The organism is Rahnella sp. CG8, from assembly GCF_023701875.1.
GTDB classification, from domain to species: domain Bacteria; phylum Pseudomonadota; class Gammaproteobacteria; order Enterobacterales; family Enterobacteriaceae; genus Rahnella; species Rahnella aceris.
On the sequence record NZ_JABAED010000006.1, the window covers coordinates 63,519 to 83,940 of the forward strand.

20 protein-coding genes are annotated in these 20,422 nt (G+C 51.8%); 8 read left to right on the forward strand and 12 right to left on the reverse strand.

Annotated elements, in window-relative coordinates; translation table 11 throughout:
- Window positions 1–7: 7 nt before the first annotated feature.
- A complete protein-coding gene (locus HGO41_RS07630; protein ID WP_250980933.1) occupies window positions 8–1,150 on the reverse strand; it encodes a hypothetical protein in 1,143 nt (380 codons plus the stop codon).
- Window positions 1,151–1,198: 48 nt separating this feature from the next.
- Window positions 1,199–2,626, reverse strand: coding sequence for a bifunctional 2-methylcitrate dehydratase/aconitate hydratase (locus HGO41_RS07635; RefSeq protein ID WP_250980934.1), 1,428 nt, complete (start codon window positions 2,624–2,626; stop codon window positions 1,199–1,201).
- A 467-nt stretch (window positions 2,627–3,093) separates the two neighbouring features.
- Here HGO41_RS07635 and HGO41_RS07640 point away from each other — a divergent pair, with 467 nt between their 5' ends.
- Window positions 3,094–3,981, forward strand: a complete 888-nt coding sequence (locus HGO41_RS07640) for a LysR family transcriptional regulator (protein WP_013575192.1) — start codon at window positions 3,094–3,096, stop codon at window positions 3,979–3,981.
- 162 nt (window positions 3,982–4,143) lie between these two features.
- Here the strand turns inward: HGO41_RS07640 and HGO41_RS07645 are convergent, their stop codons facing one another.
- The 10 genes from HGO41_RS07645 to HGO41_RS07690 all read right to left on the reverse strand — a co-directional run bounded on the left by HGO41_RS07645 (window position 4,144) and on the right by HGO41_RS07690 (window position 14,087).
- Window positions 4,144–5,358: an acyltransferase family protein gene (locus HGO41_RS07645; RefSeq protein ID WP_013575191.1), complete on the reverse strand. Its 1,215-nt coding sequence runs from the start codon at window positions 5,356–5,358 to the stop codon at window positions 4,144–4,146.
- 192 nt (window positions 5,359–5,550) lie between these two features.
- Window positions 5,551–6,387 carry an MBL fold metallo-hydrolase gene (locus HGO41_RS07650; RefSeq protein WP_037034806.1) on the reverse strand — a complete coding sequence of 279 codons (837 nt, stop codon included), beginning with the start codon at window positions 6,385–6,387 and terminating at the stop codon, window positions 5,551–5,553.
- Between the two features lie 10 nt (window positions 6,388–6,397).
- Window positions 6,398–6,724: a hypothetical protein gene (locus HGO41_RS07655; protein WP_013575189.1), complete on the reverse strand. Its 327-nt coding sequence runs from the start codon at window positions 6,722–6,724 to the stop codon at window positions 6,398–6,400.
- A gap of 41 nt (window positions 6,725–6,765) precedes the next feature.
- Window positions 6,766–7,329: a peptidylprolyl isomerase gene (locus HGO41_RS07660; protein ID WP_119261482.1), complete on the reverse strand. Its 564-nt coding sequence runs from the start codon at window positions 7,327–7,329 to the stop codon at window positions 6,766–6,768.
- Between the two features lie 107 nt (window positions 7,330–7,436).
- A complete protein-coding gene (locus tag HGO41_RS07665) occupies window positions 7,437–8,219 on the reverse strand; it encodes an alpha/beta fold hydrolase (protein ID WP_112198312.1) in 783 nt (260 codons plus the stop codon).
- Between the two features lie 448 nt (window positions 8,220–8,667).
- Window positions 8,668–9,639, reverse strand: a complete 972-nt coding sequence (locus HGO41_RS07670; RefSeq protein ID WP_013575185.1) for a chemotaxis protein — start codon at window positions 9,637–9,639, stop codon at window positions 8,668–8,670.
- A gap of 192 nt (window positions 9,640–9,831) precedes the next feature.
- On the reverse strand, window positions 9,832–10,809 hold the full coding sequence (acuI, locus tag HGO41_RS07675; RefSeq protein ID WP_013575184.1) for an acrylyl-CoA reductase (NADPH): 978 nt from the start codon (window positions 10,807–10,809) through the stop codon (window positions 9,832–9,834).
- Window positions 10,810–10,914: 105 nt separating this feature from the next.
- Complete coding sequence (gene acuR / locus HGO41_RS07680; protein WP_250980935.1) at window positions 10,915–11,583, reverse strand: acrylate utilization transcriptional regulator AcuR; 669 nt, start codon at window positions 11,581–11,583, stop codon at window positions 10,915–10,917.
- 170 nt (window positions 11,584–11,753) lie between these two features.
- On the reverse strand, window positions 11,754–13,091 hold the full coding sequence (locus tag HGO41_RS07685) for an LLM class flavin-dependent oxidoreductase (protein WP_121019420.1): 1,338 nt from the start codon (window positions 13,089–13,091) through the stop codon (window positions 11,754–11,756).
- Between the two features lie 9 nt (window positions 13,092–13,100).
- The gene (locus tag HGO41_RS07690) at window positions 13,101–14,087 is read right to left on the reverse strand and encodes an MsnO8 family LLM class oxidoreductase (protein WP_112151839.1); all 987 of its coding nucleotides are present in this window, start codon (window positions 14,085–14,087) and stop codon (window positions 13,101–13,103) included.
- A 230-nt stretch (window positions 14,088–14,317) separates the two neighbouring features.
- Between HGO41_RS07690 and HGO41_RS07695 the strand changes: the two genes are divergently transcribed.
- The 7 genes from HGO41_RS07695 (at window position 14,318) to HGO41_RS07725 (ending at window position 20,410) form a co-directional block, all read left to right on the forward strand.
- Entirely contained in the window at window positions 14,318–15,502 is a 1,185-nt protein-coding gene (locus HGO41_RS07695) for an amidohydrolase (protein WP_013575180.1), read from the forward strand.
- A gap of 201 nt (window positions 15,503–15,703) precedes the next feature.
- Window positions 15,704–16,636 (forward strand): ABC transporter substrate-binding protein, encoded by a 933-nt coding sequence (locus HGO41_RS07700; protein WP_037034824.1) that lies wholly within the window; start codon window positions 15,704–15,706, stop codon window positions 16,634–16,636.
- A gap of 15 nt (window positions 16,637–16,651) precedes the next feature.
- The gene (locus HGO41_RS07705) at window positions 16,652–17,167 is read left to right on the forward strand and encodes a GNAT family N-acetyltransferase (RefSeq protein ID WP_131638827.1); all 516 of its coding nucleotides are present in this window, start codon (window positions 16,652–16,654) and stop codon (window positions 17,165–17,167) included.
- 15 nt (window positions 17,168–17,182) lie between these two features.
- Window positions 17,183–18,097, forward strand: a complete 915-nt coding sequence (locus HGO41_RS07710) for an amino acid ABC transporter permease (protein WP_013575177.1) — start codon at window positions 17,183–17,185, stop codon at window positions 18,095–18,097.
- A 15-nt stretch (window positions 18,098–18,112) separates the two neighbouring features.
- Entirely contained in the window at window positions 18,113–18,958 is an 846-nt protein-coding gene (locus HGO41_RS07715; RefSeq protein ID WP_037034826.1) for an amino acid ABC transporter ATP-binding protein, read from the forward strand.
- Between the two features lie 359 nt (window positions 18,959–19,317).
- On the forward strand, window positions 19,318–19,722 hold the full coding sequence (locus tag HGO41_RS07720; RefSeq protein WP_013575175.1) for a CidA/LrgA family protein: 405 nt from the start codon (window positions 19,318–19,320) through the stop codon (window positions 19,720–19,722).
- Window positions 19,715–20,410 carry a CidB/LrgB family autolysis modulator gene (locus tag HGO41_RS07725; RefSeq protein WP_013575174.1) on the forward strand — a complete coding sequence of 232 codons (696 nt, stop codon included), beginning with the start codon at window positions 19,715–19,717 and terminating at the stop codon, window positions 20,408–20,410. Before HGO41_RS07720 ends, HGO41_RS07725 begins: the two co-directional genes overlap by 8 nt.
- The last annotated feature ends 12 nt before the right edge of the window (window positions 20,411–20,422 follow it).

The following is a 20,422-nucleotide window of genomic DNA, read 5'->3' on the forward strand; positions in this document are numbered from 1 at the left end:
GAGCTTGTCATTTTTCAATCCCCTGGAAAGTTGCCACTGGCAGGCCAAGCGCGAGGCTACGCGCTACAGCACGTACCACAGCGCTATAGCCGACGGTGTTGTTAACAAACGACTGGATGATGACCTCACTCAAATTCTGACTGGCCAGATAGGCTGGCCGGAGAATGAGCAAGTGATTCTGATCGGAAAGAATGGTTGAACACCGGCGCTCGAAGGCATATGCACGGCTTCCTAACGGTGACCGCGATGCTTTCACAACATGTGGATGCGTCCCGCTCACCCGCTCAATCGCCGCCTCAATGAGACCGGGGGTTAACGCACCGCCATCCTTAACGATGAAACGGTTAATCTGATAGCCGGGGGCATGCACAGGCGCGCGTAATGAGACGGTATTCACTAACGGTGCCCAGGGCATCACCTTGTCCTGACTCATGGCAATTTGTGAGAAGCTCGGACGGAGATTGTCGCGCGCATCCTGCAGGCGTCCCTCGAATGATCGGGTGCCGAGTACACCGTTAGGCGTATCCGGATGCACGATATCGGTTTCAACCGACACAATATGCGAGGCGTTGCATTGGATAGCCCTGAGCGCCTCGGTGAGTACGCGCAGTGAGGCATGCATGCCATTGGTCTGGCAGGAGCCGAGGCAATACATGCCCGAACCGACCACCTGGCGTTGTATCGTGTCGATATCATCGCGGGTCAGATCTTCCAGACAGCCATAGATACTCGGCAGTTCGTTGGCCTCTGCAACGCCCAGCACCACGTCCGCGAGTTCTTGCATGTTGCGGGCGACAGGGCTGTTTTTGTCCATATCCAGCTTGCTGGTTGCGATAAAGCCAATGTCGAAGCGACCTGTCTGCGGAGGAAGATCTTTGGCAAGATCGCCAAAGAAAAAGTGAACCTCACGACCGTCGATCCGCAGGGTGTTATTATCGATAATGTCGATGTGAGACTGGATGCCGGGATGCGCCATCGCCAGACGGGCCACGATGCCATCTATCGGACGCAGTTCAGGATAATGTTTATCTAAAGAAGGAGGATTCGTGACGACGGTTTGAATAACAAAACCATCCTTCGCCGGATCATTCTGAATCAGCAAATTCGCGCCGATCTCCGCTCCGCAACCCACTAATATGGCTTTTTTCACTTCATCACCTCGCGCTAAATGAATATAGGTAAGTGTGTTAAATGCGGCCTAGTCCCAGGAGAACATTTTCAGCAAATCAGTGACGGACATGGCATCAAGCTTCGATTCCGAAATCAGGGTTTCGGTCAGAATATGGGCGCGGTCACGCAGCGGGCTGTCTGAAAGATTCAGATGGAATTTCGTCAGCAGCGCCCCGAAACACTCTTCACGGCGACGAACATGGCCGAGCGGATATTCAATGGTTTCAGAGATCTCTTCAGTCATGCCATGACACTTCAGATAGAGCGCATTGGGAATGGCGCGCTTGTCAGGGTCGTAGTAGCTCTCTGTAAAGGAAGGGCGTTCAGTGCAGGTGATTTTCAATCGCAGTGCATCCAGTTGAGGATCGCTGGCGAGCGGTTCGTGGAAATCTTTAATCGTCAGATTTCCGGTTTGCAGCCCCACGGCAACCATGTACTGGAGACAGTGATCGCGATCGGCGGAGTTATTCAGCGGCCCTGATTTATCAATAATCTGAATCGCCGGTCGGGTTGTTTCTACCCGCACATACTCGATGCTCTCAGACGTAAACCCGGCTGCCAGTATCCGTTCCCGAAGGTTAATGGCCGCTTCTACAGCAGTCTGGGCGTGATACTCAGCGGGATTGGGAACCTTGAACAAGATGTTCTTAATGACAAAATCTGACAGATTGCGCGACAGATTGAAGGGTTTGCCCCGCAAAACAGCATCATTGAATCCCCACCGGCTGACCGTCAGCGCGGTGGGATAACCCATTTCACCGGTTTGCGCGAACAGCGCCAGTTGCAGGCCACGCGCCGTGGCGTCTCCGGCGGCCCATGACTTACGGGTACCGGCATTTGGCGCATGCCGGTAGGTTCGGAGAGAGTGACCGTCGATAATAGCGTTGGACAGTGCACTCAGTGCCTGGTCTTTTGACAAGCCGAGGAGTTGAGCCGAGGCGATGGCAGAAGCCACTTTCACCAACACCACATGGTCAATCCCCAGCGCATTAAAACAGTTCGACAGACACAGCACGCCGTGGATCTCATAAGCACGAATCATCGTATTCAGGACGGCTGTCATATCAGCGGGCGGCTGATTACCGTCAGTCAGGCTATGCCAGGTTGCGGCAGCCAGGATGGCCCCCAGATTATCGGACGGGTGCCCCCACTCCTGCGCAAGCCAGGTGTCATTGAACTCCAGCCAGCGGATCATCGAACCGATATGAAAGGCCGCCTCGATCGGTCCCAGTCTGAGTCCGGTACCGACCACCGGGACACCCGCCTGACTCTTGCTGAACTGAGCGCTGCCCATTAGTTTCAGACAGTCGTGATCGGCAGAGGCGGCAATTGCGCAACCTATCGAATCCAGCAGACAATAACGCGCCAGGCGTAAAGTCTCATTATCAAAGGTTGTCCGCTCATAGGCGTAGTCAACCAGCTCAACCATTACCTCATCAAACTCTGCATGCGCCATATTTCACCCCATAAACAAAAATGAATTGTCGAAATACACGTAATTGAGATCCGGTAATATATATATCCAGATAATAGAAATAGACAACGCGTTGATTTATATGAGAATACTCTCCATCACTCATAAAATCGTAATGGGCATGGCAATAAAAGACCAGCGAATAAAATCGAGGCATTCATCGAAAGTATTGATGCCCTGACAAAATGCCTGTTGAGGAGGACGGAAAGTTCAGGGAAATGAGCATGAGTTACAGAGCGTGAAAATAAGCACAGTCTGTTGTTGAAATTCGTAATTCAGAATTAATGTCTGCCGGAAAGGTAATAATAATGACACGCACCCTGATGTGGCCACGCAGTGCCCGCAGTGGTAGCCCGGAGCGGAGATTTTAAAACATAGTGACAAACTCACTAATACAGAATATAAATAATTGTTGTGACGGTGAACTAATTTTTAGCATGAGGTCTCAAATGAAGCTAAGTGAACTTCTTGCGTTCGTGACAGTCGTGGAGACAGGGAACATAACCCAGGCAGCCGAGCGTCTGAATCGCGTGCAATCGAGTATTTCCCACCGAATCAGGAGCCTGGAGGATAATCTGGATGTCACCCTGTTAGATCGAAAAACCGATGGGTGCTCACTGACTGCGCAAGGCCAGATACTTTATGACTACGCACTTAAAATATTGAATCTTGCGGATGATTGTAAAAACAACATTTCCCACTCCAAAAATAGCCAGCTGAATATACGTATTGGCATAATCGAATGTCTACCCCCCTATATTGTCAGTTCACTGATCGATTTAGGTCATGATTTGGGCTGGAATATCGATATTTCGATTGGGAACACCATAAGCTTGCTTAATGCCTTCGACCAAAACGAATTTGATGCGGTAATAATCGGTGCAGGTTTTTCAAACACGCAACATGCACGCTCCATATTACTCTCCAGCGAACTGGTTATTATTACAGAGAAAAATTACCCCACCATTAAAGACATCTCCAGTCTGGATGGCGAAGTTTTTTTACTCAGCAGCAAAAAATGTGCAACCACTACCCGCAATTATAATGTTCTTTTTAATGAAGGGCATATCACGCCTAAGCGGGTGGTAGAATGTGGTTCCTATCCCGTACTGTTCTCCAGCATCGCTGCCGGCAAAGGCGTGTCGTTAGTTTTACGTTGTTCTATCAGCGGCGAGGTACAAAATAAGATAAAAATTCATGAACTCAGTGGCCAGTTCAATGACTTCAAAATAGAGCTTGTTTATCGTACAGATTCACCTTATCTGGATAGCACTAAATTCAGAGGCATAATGACCTCACTTTTTCAGGATCCCCGGCTGCACAATATCGGTTATTAAGGCATTCGTAGCCCACACGTACACTCCCCATGTTAGTGAAATTCCCTCATCTCAAATACAAATGGGAGAGCATACATCTGCCGTATGCCCTCCCATCCAATAAGCCTGCTCTCCCCCGTTCGTCGTATTCTGACGACAAGATGATCAATACTCCGCTATCTGTTATGAAGGTTTACGCAGAGCCACTAAGGCTTTCGCTCTGCACTTCTCCAGTATTAATTTCATCACGGGCACTTCAAAGTACTTATATAAAAAAGAGGCAAATGAGACGGATAAAACCAACGCGACGGCGATAAGCGCAATTCCCTCCGGTAAGCTAAACTTTCTTCCTGCCGTAAGATTCAAAAAATAAAAGAGCACTAAGAAATGAACCATATAGAAGGAATAGGATATTTCTCCTAACCACACCGATGTTTTGCTGTTTAACAGAGTGTTTCGGTATTTTAAATCATCACCCGCAATCGAAACGATTAATAAACACACCGGGATGATGAAAACCACGCTCATACTGAACTGGTAAGGGATATACATGGAACCGATGTAAGTTGCTGCAAGCAGGGTAAACGACGCCGTTTTCGTCAGCACGAGCATTCGTCCGTTCATCAGCAGCCGGGCTGCAAACATACCGGCAAGGAATTCAAATATGCGTGATGGGGGAAAAATATACGAAACCCAAAAGTGTTGCTGCGAGATCGGAAACGCCCCCATCATCTTGTCCGGCTCAACCCAGATGTAAATATATGTTTGAACCAATAAGGATGCCGCCGTTACTATTATTAATCCGGCTAAATCGAATTTTTCAGGTATTGTCTTCATTACTCTGAAAAGAAAGGGGAAAGAAAGATAAAACATCGCTTCTATACAAAGAGACCAGCTGGGTCTGTTACCGACGAAAAAATAGTGAACATCATCAACCCAGGTATTCAATAACAGAAGGTTTGATGACCAAAGTTTATATTGATAGATACTCATGGCACCAATAATGAATGCTATAGCCCAGGTCAGACAATGCGTAGGGTAAATCTTTGCAAAACGTCGCAGGTAAAAATCTCCCACGGTGTCATTATCTCTCGCAGACCACACCATAATGAATCCACTGAGTATGAAGAAATATGAAACGCCGAGCCAGCCCGCTTTACCCACAATAACGGTGAAAATGTGCTGTATGGTTGGATCTGAAAAGGGAGCGAGATCGCTGGGTAGCGATGAATGAAATAAAAAAACTAATAAAGCCGCCCAGAATCTGCTGCCGGTAAGCGATGGAAGTTTGGTCTGCGGGGGTAATTTCCCGGTTGTTATTGGCTGACTCCCCGCCATTTCAATGGCGTCAGCATGAATAGCATCAATACTTATTTCTCTGTTTATTGCAGGATTCATGGTGTTCCCCCTGAGGATAGTATTTTATACCGGAAGATTTATTCAGTAGCATAGCGACAATGTTACACAGCAAAAATAAATAGCGGCAAAGCAACTTAAGCAGAGCCTGACCGGTTACCAATAATTAACCGTTGCGTTGCCGGTCAGGAAATAAAGTATTTTCAGAGCAGAACGTTCTGATGAAAGTTTTAACTAGTGGATATCGACGGTCACGTATCCGGATTTACGTTTTTCAATATAACCAAATCCTTGTTCGCCAAAATGCATACCACCGACAAGAACGCTGTCCGAGCTCACGCTTTCAAGTATGCGGGAACGTGTCTCTGCCGCCATTTGAGGATCATAGTCAAAGGCAATGGCAACATCCGGTTTTAGCAGTTGAATATGAGGAAAATGAACAATATCACCCCAAATCAACAGGCTATCTCTGTTACCCTCAATCCGGTAACCTGTATGACCCGGCGTGTGACCTTTCAGCGGGATCGCAAAAACACCAGGAAATACCTCGCCTTTATCGATGAGACGAAGATTTTTCTGATACTTTTTGAATATACTTCGCGCCAGCAGGAAATTGCCTTTTACGCGGTCACTGACAGCAGCGAAATTTTCATCATCTTGCAGATAATTAAATTCATCGCTGTTTATGATCAATTCGGCATTAGCAAATACAGCCTCACCCTCTGCGTTTAATAATCCGCCAATATGATCAGGATGGGCATGTGTGAGTAATACCGCGTCAATATTGCCAGGTTGTATCCCCAGCAGATCCAGATTAGCAACCAGTTTGCCGCCCCAGCCCTTAACGCCTCCTGCCCCGCTATCGATAAGAATATTTTTACCCTTCTGGCGGACTAAAAAAGTATTAATATGCACCGCATTGAGTTCACTGACTTGTGCACTGCGCTGAATTTCCTTGCACTCGTCCTCATCCACATTTGAAAGCATTCCGAAGTCGACATGCAGATATCCATCACTTACCGCAGTAACCGATATATCGCCGAGATCTCTTGTTGGAAAATTAACATTCATAATCCGTTCCTTAGTTCTTTGCATAAATATTACCCGCTTCAAAAGAGAAACAGCGAATTCTCGCTATGACTCCTGTCTTCTCCTTAATTAATAAATCAACCTGATGCATGAATTCATCCAACACCGACAGGGTTCGGAAAACTTCCTGGCGTAGTCTTGCTTCGAAATAGACCGGTGTGCCAAAACCTATCTCTGCGGTGAGGTAGCTGATGTGAATATTATTTTCTTTCGCTTTCAGGATCTCTATGGCGAGACGGGCTAAAGCCGTTGAAAATTCCGCAAAGGCCTCTGCATCTAACCGGTGGCTTGCAGCGGTATAGAGAGTAATACTGGGCATCTTCGACTCCTTCGAATGGATATTTACGCCGCCAGGTTATTTTATACGGCGCTGACAGACACTAATCGCATGCTTTTTATGACATCGGGATTGACCACCGTGCCAATGTCCGAAGCCCCCCGGCGGAGTTGGTCAATTAACTCGATGCCACTCGTTACTTTCCCAAAAGCAGTGTAATTCTGGTCTAAAAAACCCGCCCTCGCGGAGGTGATGAAAAACTGATGACGGGCGCTGTGCGGATGCCGTGATCTGGCCATGCCGACGGTACCGCGTTCAAAAGGCAATCGGTTAAACTCTGCGGCCAGCGCCGGTAATTTCGTGTAATCCAGCCCTGTATCTTTTATCGGGTCACCCGTTTGTGCCATAAAGCCTTCTATGACCCGGTTAAACGGCATGCCATCATAAAATTTGGCCTGTACCAGCGATTTTATGCGTTCAACATGCCCGGGGGCCAAATCGGGAAATAAGCGGATGCTCACGGTTCCACTCTCCAGTTGCATCTCGATAATATCTCTCTGAGCCATTACCCCTTTGAAGGCAGCCGGAAGCATTGCAACACCCGCGCACAAGCCCAGGCTTCCACCAATAAATAACCGACGATTCATAGAATTTACTCCGTTCGCGCATCAGACTTTTCATCGTCTGCCATGCCAGATTTGCTCATTAACAGCGCCCGTACGTCCTTACAGGCGCTGACTGCCTGCGCTGATTGTTAATGCGTATTCTTGTTATCAATGAACGAGATGATTTCATCAGTGAGCGCTTCGGGTTGCTCATAATTCGGTAAATGGGCGGCGCCGGGTAGGGTATGCAATTGGGCATTGCGCTTGTCGGCCAGACGTTGCGCGTAGTCCGGAGGCGTAAGTTGATCCTCACTTCCTCTGACCACCACAGCCCTTACACCCGGAATATTCATATCGGTCAGATCGGTGTCGGCGATGGCATAAGAGCAACCCGCGAAGGCTTCAACCGAAGTGCGGCGCAACATCTGTTTCATACCCTCCGCGTAGGGCGAGTCGATAAATTTCGGTGTGACCCATTTGCTCAGAATCCCCATTTCGAGATGCTCAACACCGTGGTGAAATACATCTTCAGCCCGGGCGCGCCAGAGCGAAGGCGGAGCGGCATTCACCAGTGCAGTATCAACAATGATCATTCCCTGAACTCGTTTGGGGATCTTGAACCCAATCCATTGCGCTATTGTTCCGCCGATTGAGACCCCGGCAACATAGAACTCGTTAATGTGAAGATGATCCAGCGCCGCCACCACATCGTCGGCCAAATCTGACATTGAAAACTGCAGGGAATCGACTGCGCTTAATCCATGCCCACGGATGTCCAGGCGAATAACACGATAACGTTCACTCAGACGCGGCATTTGCAAATCCCAAAGGTGCAAATCCGTCCCCAAAGAATGAAGAAGTACCAATGTCGTTGCATTTTCAGAACCCTGCACATCGACGTGCTGAGTTAATTTAAGTGGCCGGATAAACATTTAATACTCCATATTCTTTATGCTTCTGTTTCGTCGGCTCTCCGTCACGCATTACCTGATCCGACGTCTCGTCCTGCTTATAGAACCATGAATTCTGCTACGCCATAGTCGCAACGTATTCATAACGACATGCTGATATTATTTTTTCAGTTTCATACAAATAAATTTTTTCGTTATGAGGGTCAGCCTTAAATACGTTGTTAACGCTGTTATTATTAGAACAATTCTTATCGTCGCTCTAATGGATAATTTCGATATCACTATCGAAATTGTAGATACGGGGCAGATCTTAATAGGGGAAAACGTGGCGAAGGAACAGACTGACCGGGGAAATGCTGCGCAGCAGGAATTGCAGGCAATAATTTTTCTGCACGTTGTTCGGTATGCCGCTGATAATAAAAAGCCCGCACAAGAGAACGGGCCTTTTATACATCAGTGTTTGATGAAATTACACATGGGCGATTTTCTTCGCATCCAGCGCTTTATGAATAGCCGCTTCCAGTTCGTTGATTTCAAACTTCGCCACGTAACCGTCTGCGCCCACTTTACGCACGTGATCTTCGTTGGCGCTGCCGGATAATGAAGAGTGAATGATCACCGGAATATTTTTCAGGAATTCATCACGCTTGATATTGAGCGTCAGCGTAAAGCCATCCATTTCCGGCATTTCCAGATCAGTTAAGACAAAGGAGATTTTATCGGAAATGGGCAGCCCCTGGGCTTTGCATTCTTCGGCCATTTTGCGGATTTTATTCCAGGCTTCCAGACCGGTGACATGCATCTGCGCCGGAATCTCCATCATGTTCAGGCCTTTTTCCAGCATCTGACGGGCAACTTTAGAGTCTTCGGCGACAATCGCCACCGTACCCGGCTTGAGTTTAAACGCGCTGGTTTTCTTCTTATCCATGTTAATATTGCTGTTGGGAATAATGTCATGGAGAATTTGTTCGACGTCGAGCACCAGCGCCAGACGGTTACTGGATTTATCGCTGTCCAGACGCGCAATACTGGTGATGTTGCGGCTCTTCACACCGGCTTCGGCGGCCAGCACCTGACTCCATTCAAGACGCACAATGTCGTCTACGGATTCCACCGCAAACGCCTGGGTGCTGCGCGCATATTCGGTGACCAGCAAAATGTTCAGGCCGGTTTTTGGTACGCATCCCACCACGGCAGGCAGGTCGATGACCGGAATAATTTCGCCACGGATGTTCGCCATGCCCATCATCGGCGAGACCATTCCGGCGGCTTTGGTCAGCGTTGGCATCGGCACGATTTCGCGCAATTTAAAAACGTTGATACCAAAAAGTTCAGATTGCTCATCATCCGGAGAGGTCCCCAGACGGAACAGCAAAAGCTCAAACCGGTTTGATGAAGTGAGATTGGTTCTCTCATCAATTTCTTTCTGAAAATTATCCATACTTTCCCCATGCCTGTTGTTATTCGTTTTTGACTATGTTTGCGCTGTACGTCATTCGGAAAATAAGGAATTCCATTCTCTTTTTTCTCAGAGGGACATTCTTTATATCGGCCGCTCAGGAGGAATTCTTTATAGCGGGGAGATAATTGAAGGGAAAGCACCCGGTATCACGGAAATACCGGGCAAAAAGGGTCAGCCGCCGATTTTCACCAGCGTCCGGCCCTGAATTTTATTGTTCAGGAAATCGGCTGCGACAGCCGGAGCTTGTTCCAGGGTAATTTCCGTCGCGGCCTGCTGATAAAAATCATCCGGCAGTGTATTCAGTAAACGCTCCCAGACGGCAGCACGGCGTTCAGCGGGAACCGAAACCGAATCCACCCCCTGCAAACGGACGTTGCGCAGAATAAACGGCATCACGGTCGTCGGCAGGTTAAAGCCCCCGGCCAGACCGCAGGCCGCCACGCAACCGCCGTAGTTGGTTTGCGCCAGCAGTTTAGCCAGCACTTTGTCGCCGACGGTATCGACCGCACCGGCCCAGACTTGTTTTTCCAGCGGACGGGTCTCTGCAAAATCATCGCGGGAGAGAATTTCGCTGGCACCCAGTTTACGCAGATAATCATGCGTAGATTCACGACCCGTCACCGCAGCCACGGTGTAACCGAGTGTATGCAACAAGGCCACCGCCGTACTACCCACGCCGCCGCTGGCACCCGTCACGACCACGGTGCCGCTTTCGGGTGTCACGCCCGCCTCTTCCAGCGCCATGACGCACAGCATGGCAGTGAAACCGGCGGTGCCGATAATCATGGCATTGCGCGCAGCCAGACCTTCCGGCAGCGCGACCAGCCAGTCACCTTTGACGCATGCCTGCTCCGCCAGACCGCCCCAGTGCGTTTCGCCGACGCCCCAGCCGGTGAGAATGACGGATTGCCCGACGGAGAAACGCGGGTCGTTGCTGCGGCTGACATGGCCGGCAAAATCAATGCCCGGCACCATCGGAAACTGACGAATGATTTTGCCTTTCCCGGTGATGGCCAGTGCATCTTTGTAATTCAGCCCTGACCAGCTGATATCAACCAGTACGTCGCCTGCCGCCATGTCCGGCAGCGCAATCTCTTTCACTTCGGCCAGCGTGGCCTTGTCTTGTTGTTCCAGAACCAATGCTTTCATTTTTTTCCCTTTATGATTTCAGGAGATTAAAGTTTTTGTCATGAGGTATGCGATGACTCACGTAATGATTGCAGGTGCTATTTTTTGAATTTATGACCGACGAGTTTATGGATGGACAGGTGACTGCAGCGTATGACGGAAATACGCCCAGAACTGATCCAGCGGTTCGGCCGAGCGGTACAGTTTTGCGCGCATCACCGCGCCTTCCCAGCCAGACCAGAAAATCTGCGCCAGTTGCGCAGGCGGCATGTCTGATGCGATATCTCCGGCCTGCCGGGCTTCTTCCAGACAGGTGGCAACACGGCCTTCCCATTCGCCCAAAATCGATTTGAGTTTCTGCGAAAAATCTTCCGGCAACAGCGGGGATTCCTGCAATAAATTGCCGACCAGACAGCCGCGTCTGAACTCAAACTTTGCCATTCCCTCACCGGCATGGGTCACAAACGCACCGATGCGTTGCAGCGGTGACACCTCAGCCCTGAGCAGAAACTTGTCGAGTTTGTGGGCGAAAAATGATCCGTAAGCCGTCAGAACGGCCATGCCGAAATCCTGCTTACTTTTGAAATAGTGATAAAACGATCCTTTCGGCACCGCGATGTTTTTAATCACCGCGTCGATGCCTGCTGACAGGTAGCCCGTTTCGGTGATCACTTCAAGCCCCGAACGGATCAGCGCTTCACGCGTATCATCAAACTCGCGTGCCGTTCTCGGCGGACGCCCGCGGCGCGGTTTGACTGGCACGTCAGGTTCAGTAGAAAGCTCAGCACCCATCATTTAGACCGATCGTTTTTTAATTACAGAAAGCCTACGCCCAATTTTTTAGGCGGGCAAGTCCGTGAATGTTTTTACAGGGTAAAAAGTCCCGGACCTAAAAAACCTGCAAAGCAAAAAGCCCGCCCGGAGTTACCGGAGCGGGCCTGTGATACAGCATGAGTATGTTGTAACTATTTTTCGTTCACTGTCTCGCGGCGGGTTTCCTGCACGCTATAACGATTGGTTTTGAACGGAATATTCAGGCGCTCACGCAACGTCGTTGCCTGCGAGGGATGCCAGTAGCCACGGGCTTCCAGCACCGGTAACACCAGCCGGGTAATGTCGTCCAGCGCTTCGGTCAGTACCGGTCCGCTGATGATGAATCCGCTGGCACCGCCCTCTTCCACCCAGCGGATCAACTGGTCGGCGACCTGCTCAGGCGTGCCGAAGAATTCGCCGCGCGGCAGCGTGGTCTGATACGCCACTTCACGCAGCGTCAGGTTTTCCTCCCGCGCCAGCTTCTTGATGCTGTCGGTGGTGGAGCGGAAAGTGTTTTGGCCTAAATCGCCCAGTTCAGGGAACGGGCCGTCCGGCGGATACTGGCTGAAATCATGGTGATCGAAGAATCGCCCGAGATAGGCCAGCGCATCGTCAAGTGACAACAGCGACAGAAGATACTGATATTTGGCCTCGGCTTCCTCTTCGGTTTTGCCGACAATCGGGCTGATGCCAGGGAAAATACCCACCGGATGGCGGCCATTTTTGCTGACCTGTGCCTGTAATTTTGCCGAATATTCCTGTGCTTCTTCCAGCGTCCGGGCGTTAGTGAAAACGGCATCGGCAGATTTACCTGCCAGCGCGATACCGGCATCCGACGCGCCAGCCTGGAAAATCACCGGCTGCCCTTGCGGTGAACGCTGGATATTCAGCGGCCCTTCGACCGAGAAAAACTGTCCCTGATGATTCAGTTTATGCAGCTTCGCCGCGTCGAAGAACACACCACTTTCGCGGTCACGCACAAACGCGCCGTCTTCCCACGAATCCCACAGTCCCTGCACCACGCTGATGTATTCTTCGGCAATCTGATAGCGCAGCGCATGTTCAGGATGGTCTTTGCCGAAGTTTTTCGCCGAACCGGCCAGCGGCGAAGTCACCACGTTCCAGCCCGCCCGTCCCTGACTGATGTTATCTATTGACGCCAGCTGACGTGCGACGGTAAAGGGATCGCTGTACGAAGTTGAAATAGTGCCTGCCAGCCCGATGCTGTGGGTGGCCGAAGCCAGCGCAGACAGCAACGCGACAGGTTCGAAACGGTTGAGGAAATGCGGCAGTGATTTTTCGTTGATGTGTAATCCGTCGGCCACAAACAGGAAATCAAAACCAGCCGCTTCGGCGCGCAAGGCTAAATCACGGAAATAGGGGAAATTGACACTGGCATCCGCAGGCGCTTTTTCGTGACGCCACGAATTCATGTGGCCGCCGGCACCGTGCAACATCAGACCCAGCTTGATACTTTTTGAATGGCTCATGAAATCTCCTTAAAGCTGGCCAGCCAGCAATTCGATGGACTTCAGCCGCACACCGGCTTCAGTCAGTGGAGTGTGAATAACAAATTCGTTCACGCACAGGCGGCGCTGAATATCGCGCAGTTGCTCGTGGATATCGCCCGGCGTGCCGTGCAGCACGCTGATTTGCTGCTGTTCGATCTGGTATTGCGTCGCACCTGACTGCCGCACAAAGGCTTCAGCCTGTTCGCGGGAACCGACCGTAACGTGCCGGTCGCCCAGCGTGACGCGAAAATTATGCTGGCCGGTCACCAGTTCAGCGGCCTGCTCGCGGGTTTGTGCCGCCAGGGCCGCCAGACTGACCAGCGCCTGCCCTTGTCCGGCGGAATATTCGTGGAAGGCCAGCACCGATTCGGTCATCACTTGCGCTGAAGCATTGATAAAACCGGCGAAGACAAAGTTCCAGCCCAGTGACGCGGCCAGACGCGCGCTTTCTTTGCTGGCACCGAGTAAAAATCGCTGCGGTGCCACCGGCGGACGCGGCAACGCACGGGCTTCTGTGCCCGCCAGATGGTCATCCAGATGCGTGAGATAATGTGTCAGTTGCTGTAACTGCGCCGGGAAACCAGGCGATGATTCGGCCGGTGCGTGGGCACGCAGCGCTTTGGTTGACAGGGGTAAACCACCGGGCGCTTTGCCGATGCCGATATCCACGCGATCCGGCGCCAGTGATGACAACAGATGGAAATTCTCTGCCACTTTATACGGGCTGTAATGTTGCAGCATCACACCGCCGGAACCGATCCGCAGCCGGGAAGTGCGCGCCAGCAGCCAGGCGATCAACACTTCCGGCGAGCTACCGGCCAGCTTTTCAGTATCGTGATGTTCTGACACCCATAAACGGTGATAGCCCAGTTTTTCTGCAGCCAGCGCAAAAGTCAGCGTGGCGTCTAGCGCCTGCGCAGCGGTCTGCCCGTCATTGATCGGGCTTTGATCTAATAAACTCAGTCGGTAATTCACCTGCGCATCCCTTTTTATCCGTTGTGATAAAAAGAGTTCCACGAAATAAGTTCAAAGCTAAATAATAAAAACACGTTTCTATAGTCAGTATTTTGCTATGCAGGCCACTGTGCAAAACGACTATAAATTATAGCGACTGAGTATTTAGTGATTGGCTTCTGTCTGACTAGCATGAAATGAAGCGCTACATTTGGGTAACAATCATTTTCAGACAATAAGGTTATTTCGCCATGAGCATTTCACTTGCCGAAGAAACGAATAGCATTGCCCCCCGACATGAGACAGGACTGGAAGAACAACTCATCGCTTATCGCCGTGAATTACATCAGCATCCTGAATTATCCAATCAGGAATTTGTGACCACGCAAAAGATTACCCAATGGCTGAATGCTGCCGGGATCCGCATTTTATCGCTCGGGCTGAAAACCGGCGTGGTGGCTGAAATTGGCCCGGAACACGGCCCGGTTGTTGCCCTGCGCGGTGACATCGATGCCCTGCCGATTGAAGAAGCCTCCGGTGTGCCGTTCAGTTCGCAACAACCCGGCGTGATGCACGCCTGCGGCCACGATTTTCATACCTCCGTTATTCTCGGCGCGGCCCATCTGCTTAAAGCAAGGGAAGACCAGCTACCGGGCCGCGTACGGTTGTTTTTCCAGCCTGCGGAAGAACGGTTTGGCGGTGCGTCGCAACTGATTAAAGCCGGTGCACTGGAAAACGTTGATGCGATTTTCGGCCTGCATAATGCGCCAGAACTGCCGGTCGGCACCTTTGAGACAAAAGGCGGCGCATTTTATGCCAATGTGGACCGCTTCCAGATAACCGTGACCGGCAAAGGCGCGCACGCCGCACATCCGGAAGAAGGTACCGACAGCATTGTCACCGCCAGCCACATTGTGACCGCGCTGCAAACGGTAGTCAGCCGCAACGTCAGCGCTCAGGAGGCGGCGGTAGTCAGCGTCACCCGTATTGAAGGCGGCAACACCTGGAACGTATTACCCCAAACCGTGGAACTGGAAGGCACGGTGCGCACCTACAGCAACGGGATCCGCGAGCAAATCCCTCAGCGGATCCGCAAGGTGATTACCGGGGTGGCAGATGCGCTGGGGGCGAAGGCTGAACTGCACTGGTTTGGCGGGCCGCCAGCGGTGGTGAATACACCGCGCTGGGCAGACTTTGCCTTACAGGCCGCTGCGGAATTTGGCTATAACGCGCAAGTAGCGCAGGCACAAATGGGGGGCGAGGATTTTGCATTTTATCTGCATCATGTGCCGGGTGCGTTTGTCAGCATCGGCTCTGCCAGCGATTTCGGCTTGCATCATCCGCAATTTAATCCTGATGAGTCGGCTATTTACCCGGCGGCGAATTATTTCCAGCAACTGGCAGAAAAAGCGCTGAGTGAATTAACCGGAAAATAACCTTTTCATACCTGACTTTATTTCCTCACGCCCGGATATTCCGGGCATTTTTCGTGCAAAATTTCCGGCGCAATGTATTTCCACTTTCTCTCTTTGATTATTTAATTTTGTTGTTTTACATCCCTGTAACACTCGGGAATAGTGAAAGCGTCACCTCACGGTCATCACCCCTTAAAATAAGAATGCAGGGTAAAAATAATAATGATGAAACATAGCGTAACCATCACAGCCACCGCCATCGCGGCAATATTAAGTTTTTCATCAGCGGCATACGCCGCGCCAGGTATTGATCTGATTGCCAATGAAACGCCGGTGAATACACCGAAAAGCCCGGAAGCCGTGGCAAAAATCCCGGCCAACTTTAAGTTTGTCGAACCGGGTACGCTGACCGTGGCGCTGGCTGTGCTCGGCAGCGCCCCACCCTTCGGGCTGTACGCCCGTGACAATAAAACCGTGATCGGCAGCGAGGCGGATATCGCCCGTCTGGTCGCCGACGGTTTAGGCCTGAAACTCAAAGTGGTTCCGGCTTCGTGGGAAGACTGGCCGCTGGGCGTGACGTCGGGGAAATACGACGCGGCCATCTACAACATTACCGTCACCAAAGACCGCAAAACTAAATTTGATTTCGCCACCTACCGCGAAGATACCCTAGGTTTCTATGTGAAAAGTGACAGCAAAATCACCTCGATAAAATCCGCACCCGATATCGCCGGTAAACGCATTATTGTCGGCTCCGGCACCAATCAGGAAGCCGTGTTGCTGGCGTGGGACAAAGAAAACCAGGCTAAAGGATTACCGGCGCTGAAACCGCAATATGTCACCGATGACGCTGCCGCGACGCTGGCTATCCAGTCCGGTCGTGCCGATGCCACGTTCGGCCCGAACGTCACCGGCGCGTATAAAGCGTTGCTGACCGGCAAAACCAAACTGGTCGGCACGGTGCCGGGCGGCTGGCCGAAAACCGCCAATATCGCGGTGACGCTGAAAAAAGGGAATGGTCTGGTGGATGCCGTGCAGGCGTCGCTGAACAGCGCCATTGCCAGCGGAGCGTATATCAAAGTGCTGGACCGCTGGGGCGAAAGCGTCGAGAAAATCGATCACTCTGAAATTAACCCGCCGGGGCTGGGCGACTGATCAGGAGCAGAAACGATGAGCGAAGATATTTTCATTCAGACCGTGCCGGAAGACCCGCTGATTGCGCCGGTCATCGAAGGATTATTCGGTGAATACCGCGACCGTTACGGCGATTTCTTCTCGAGCCAGCCGCCGGAAGATGACAGCGTGTTTTCCGCGCCCGATGGCACCTTCATTGTTCTGCTGAGAAACGGCGCGCCCATTGCAATGGGCGCGTACAAACGCTACGACGAGCAGACTGCCGAACTCAAACGCATCTGGACTCACCGCGCGCTGCGCCGTCAGGGACTGGCACAAAAAATCCTGCATGAACTGGAACGTCGTGCAGCCGCGTACGGTTACCGGCGGGTATTTCTCACCACCGGATTCCGCCAGCCCGAAGCGGTCGGATTGTATTTGTCCCGCGGTTATCAGCCGCAATTCGACACCCGCCTCGATCCGGAGGTCTATTCCCGGCCACCGTATGACGGGCGCCTGCCGTTTACCAAAACGCTGAAGGCGGACGTGCCGGTCACGTCATCTGCAACGTAACAGAAAGAGAAAATGATGAGCGAAAATGCCCCTTCATCTGTGAATCATCCGCCGCTGAAAGTGGTGCCAGCGCGCTATCCGTGGCGTCTTGCCGGTGCGGTTTTTTCGGCGTTTATTCTGCTGGGCATCATCCAGTCGATTGCCACGAATTCCCGCTGGGAATGGGGCGTATTTCGTCAGTGGTTTTTTGATCCGGTGATCCTGTCCGGGCTTGGCAAAACCCTGTTGCTCACGCTGCTGGGCACCCTTTTTGGGGTGATTTTCGGCACGGCACTGGCCCTCGCCCGCCTGTCGAAATCCTATTTACTGAACGCACTGGCCTGGGGGTATATCTGGCTGTTCCGTTCCCTGCCGTTGTTGCTGGTGCTGATCATTCTCTACAACTTTTCCTATCTCTACGACAACCTTTCGCTCGGCATTCCGTTCACCACGATTTCCTTTTTCAGCACCCCGACGGTGGATTTGCTGGATCAGTTTTCCGTCGCCGTGCTCGGTCTGTCGCTGGTGCAGTCGGCCTATACCGCCGAGATCATTCGCGGCGGGATTTTAGGGGTAGAACACGGCCAGCATGAAGCTGCGGCCGCGCTGGGATTACCGGCCTACCGCCGGACCTTCCGCATCATTTTGCCGCAGGCGTTACGTTCAATTCTGCCAACCGGTTTTAACGAAGTGATCAGCCTGGCGAAAGGCACATCGATTGTTTACGTCCTGTCGATGCCGGAACTGTTTTACACCGTGCAGGTGATTTACAACCGCACACAGCAGGTGATCCCGCTGCTGATGGTCGCCACCATCTGGTATCTGCTGATCACCACCGTGCTGTCGGTTTTGCAGTATTACGTCGAACGCTATTTCTCCCGCGGCACCGTGCGTCAGGTCGCGCCGACACCCTTGCAGCGCCTGCGTCAGTGGCGCGTCGCCCGTTCTTAATAAAGGGAAAGCACTATGTCAGAAGCCTTTGATTTATTCGTTAACCGCCCGCAGGAAGCGCCTGTTGAGCAGCTGTTTCCACGCAAACCTCAGGCTGCTACCGTCGGGCGCATCGAAATCAATAATTTGAGCAAATACTACGGCGCGCACAAAGCGCTGGATAACGTGAGTCTGCGCATCGAACCGGGCACCGTGACCGTGATCCTCGGCCCGTCCGGCTCGGGGAAATCGACCCTGCTGCGCACGATTAACCATCTTGAGCGCGTCGACGAAGGTTTTATTCAGATTGACGGCGATTACATCGGCTACCGCCGCAAAGGCGATACGCTGTATGAACTGAAAGAGCGCGCCATCCTCAAACAGCGCACACATGTCGGTTACGTTTTTCAGAATTTCAATTTATTCCCGCACATGACGGTGCTGGATAACATCATCGAAGCGCCGGTGGTTCACGGTCTGCTGAGCCGCAAAAACGCCATCGCCCGTGCCTGTGAACTGCTCGACACGGTCGGTCTGCGCGAAAAAGCGCACGCATGGCCGCGTCATTTGTCCGGCGGACAGCAGCAGCGCATCGCCATCGCCCGTGCGCTGGCGCTGAATCCTAAAGTCATGCTGTTTGATGAACCGACGTCCGCCCTCGATCCCGAACTGGTTGGCGAAGTGCTGGATGTGATTAAGAAGCTGGCGCAGTCGGGCGTCACGCTGGTGGTCGTCACCCATGAAATCGGCTTCGCGCGCCAGGTGGCGGATCAGGTGGTGTTTATGGTGGATGGTCGCGTGGTTGAAAGCGGCGCTGCCGCACAGGTGCTGGAACGGCCGGTTCATGCCAGAACCCAGGCTTTTCTGGAGAAGGTGCTTTAAGACTGGCAAATTTAGTATTTCTTAAGACCGGGAATATTTCGGTTTCTTACCCGCAGTGCTCATTTGACGCGCTGCGCCGAAACCGCCCGGGAGGGAGAAGTGCTTTTCCCTCCCGGATCTCCCTTCGCTTTTTCAACCAGCGATCCGCTCGCTGGCTATGTTTCAGGTATCACCGCGACAGGCTGGAACCTCTCATTCAGCAAGCTTTCTGAATCGCCCGCCACCCACAATCCGTATTTTCCCCGTTTACCAAACGCCATTTTGGAATACACTTCATTCCTAAATTTCATACTCCGTTTTGTGGCGCAGATCACATCTTAATTGTATGATGAATACATTATTCAACTGGGTGATACACCATGAGCACCGCAATCTCTCTGGTATTCCAATATGTTCGGGCGTTTATTCTGATTTATCTCTGTTTATTCGCCGGGAATGCGATTTCATCTCTTTTACCGCTCACCATTCCCGGCAGCATCATCGGCATGCTGATCCTGTTTGGTTTGCTTTCAACCCAAATTCTGCCGTTCAAATGGGTCAAACCGGGCTGTAATGTTCTGATTCGCTATATGGCGTTACTGTTCGTCCCTATCGGCGTCGGGGTCATGAATTATTACGAGCAACTGCGCACGCAGTTCGGGCCGCTGGTGGTGTCGTGTCTGGTCAGTACCCTGATTGTATTGCTGGTTGTCGCCTACTGTTCCCACTATATCCATGGCGAACGCGGTGCGGTGACGGATAAAGCGGAGGATAAAAATGATTGATATATTGTGGTCGCTGCCGCTGACGCTGGTGGTGTTTTTCGCCACCCGTAAGCTCGCTATTAAACTCAAAATGCCGCTGCTCAACCCGCTGCTGATGTCGATGGTGGTGATCATTCCGCTGTTGCTGGTCACCCATATCCCTTACGCGCGCTATTTCGCGGGCAGCAAGATCCTCAATGATCTGCTGCAACCCGCCGTCGTGGCGCTGGCGTTTCCCTTGTACGAGCAACTGCATCAGATCCGCGCCCGCTGGAAATCCATCATCAGTATCTGTTTTATCGGCAGCGTGGTGGCGATGGTGAGCGGCACCGCGATTGCATTATGGATGGGAGCAACGCCGCAAATTGCCGCATCGGTATTACCGAAATCCGTCACCACGCCGATTGCCATGGCCACCGCGCAGTCGATCAATGGTATTCCGGCCATCAGCGCCGTGTGCGTGATTTTCGTCGGCATCCTCGGCGCGGTCTTTGGTCATACGATTTTGAATGTTCTGAAGATCACCACCAAAGCCTCACGCGGGCTGGCGATGGGTACCGCATCACACGCACTGGGTACCGCCCGCTGCGCAGAAATGGATTATCAGGAAGGCGCATTCAGTTCACTGGCGCTGGTGATCTGCGGCATCATCACCTCCCTGCTCGCCCCGTTCCTGTTCCCCGTCCTTCTCGCCCTCTTCGGTCATTAACCTATAACGAGC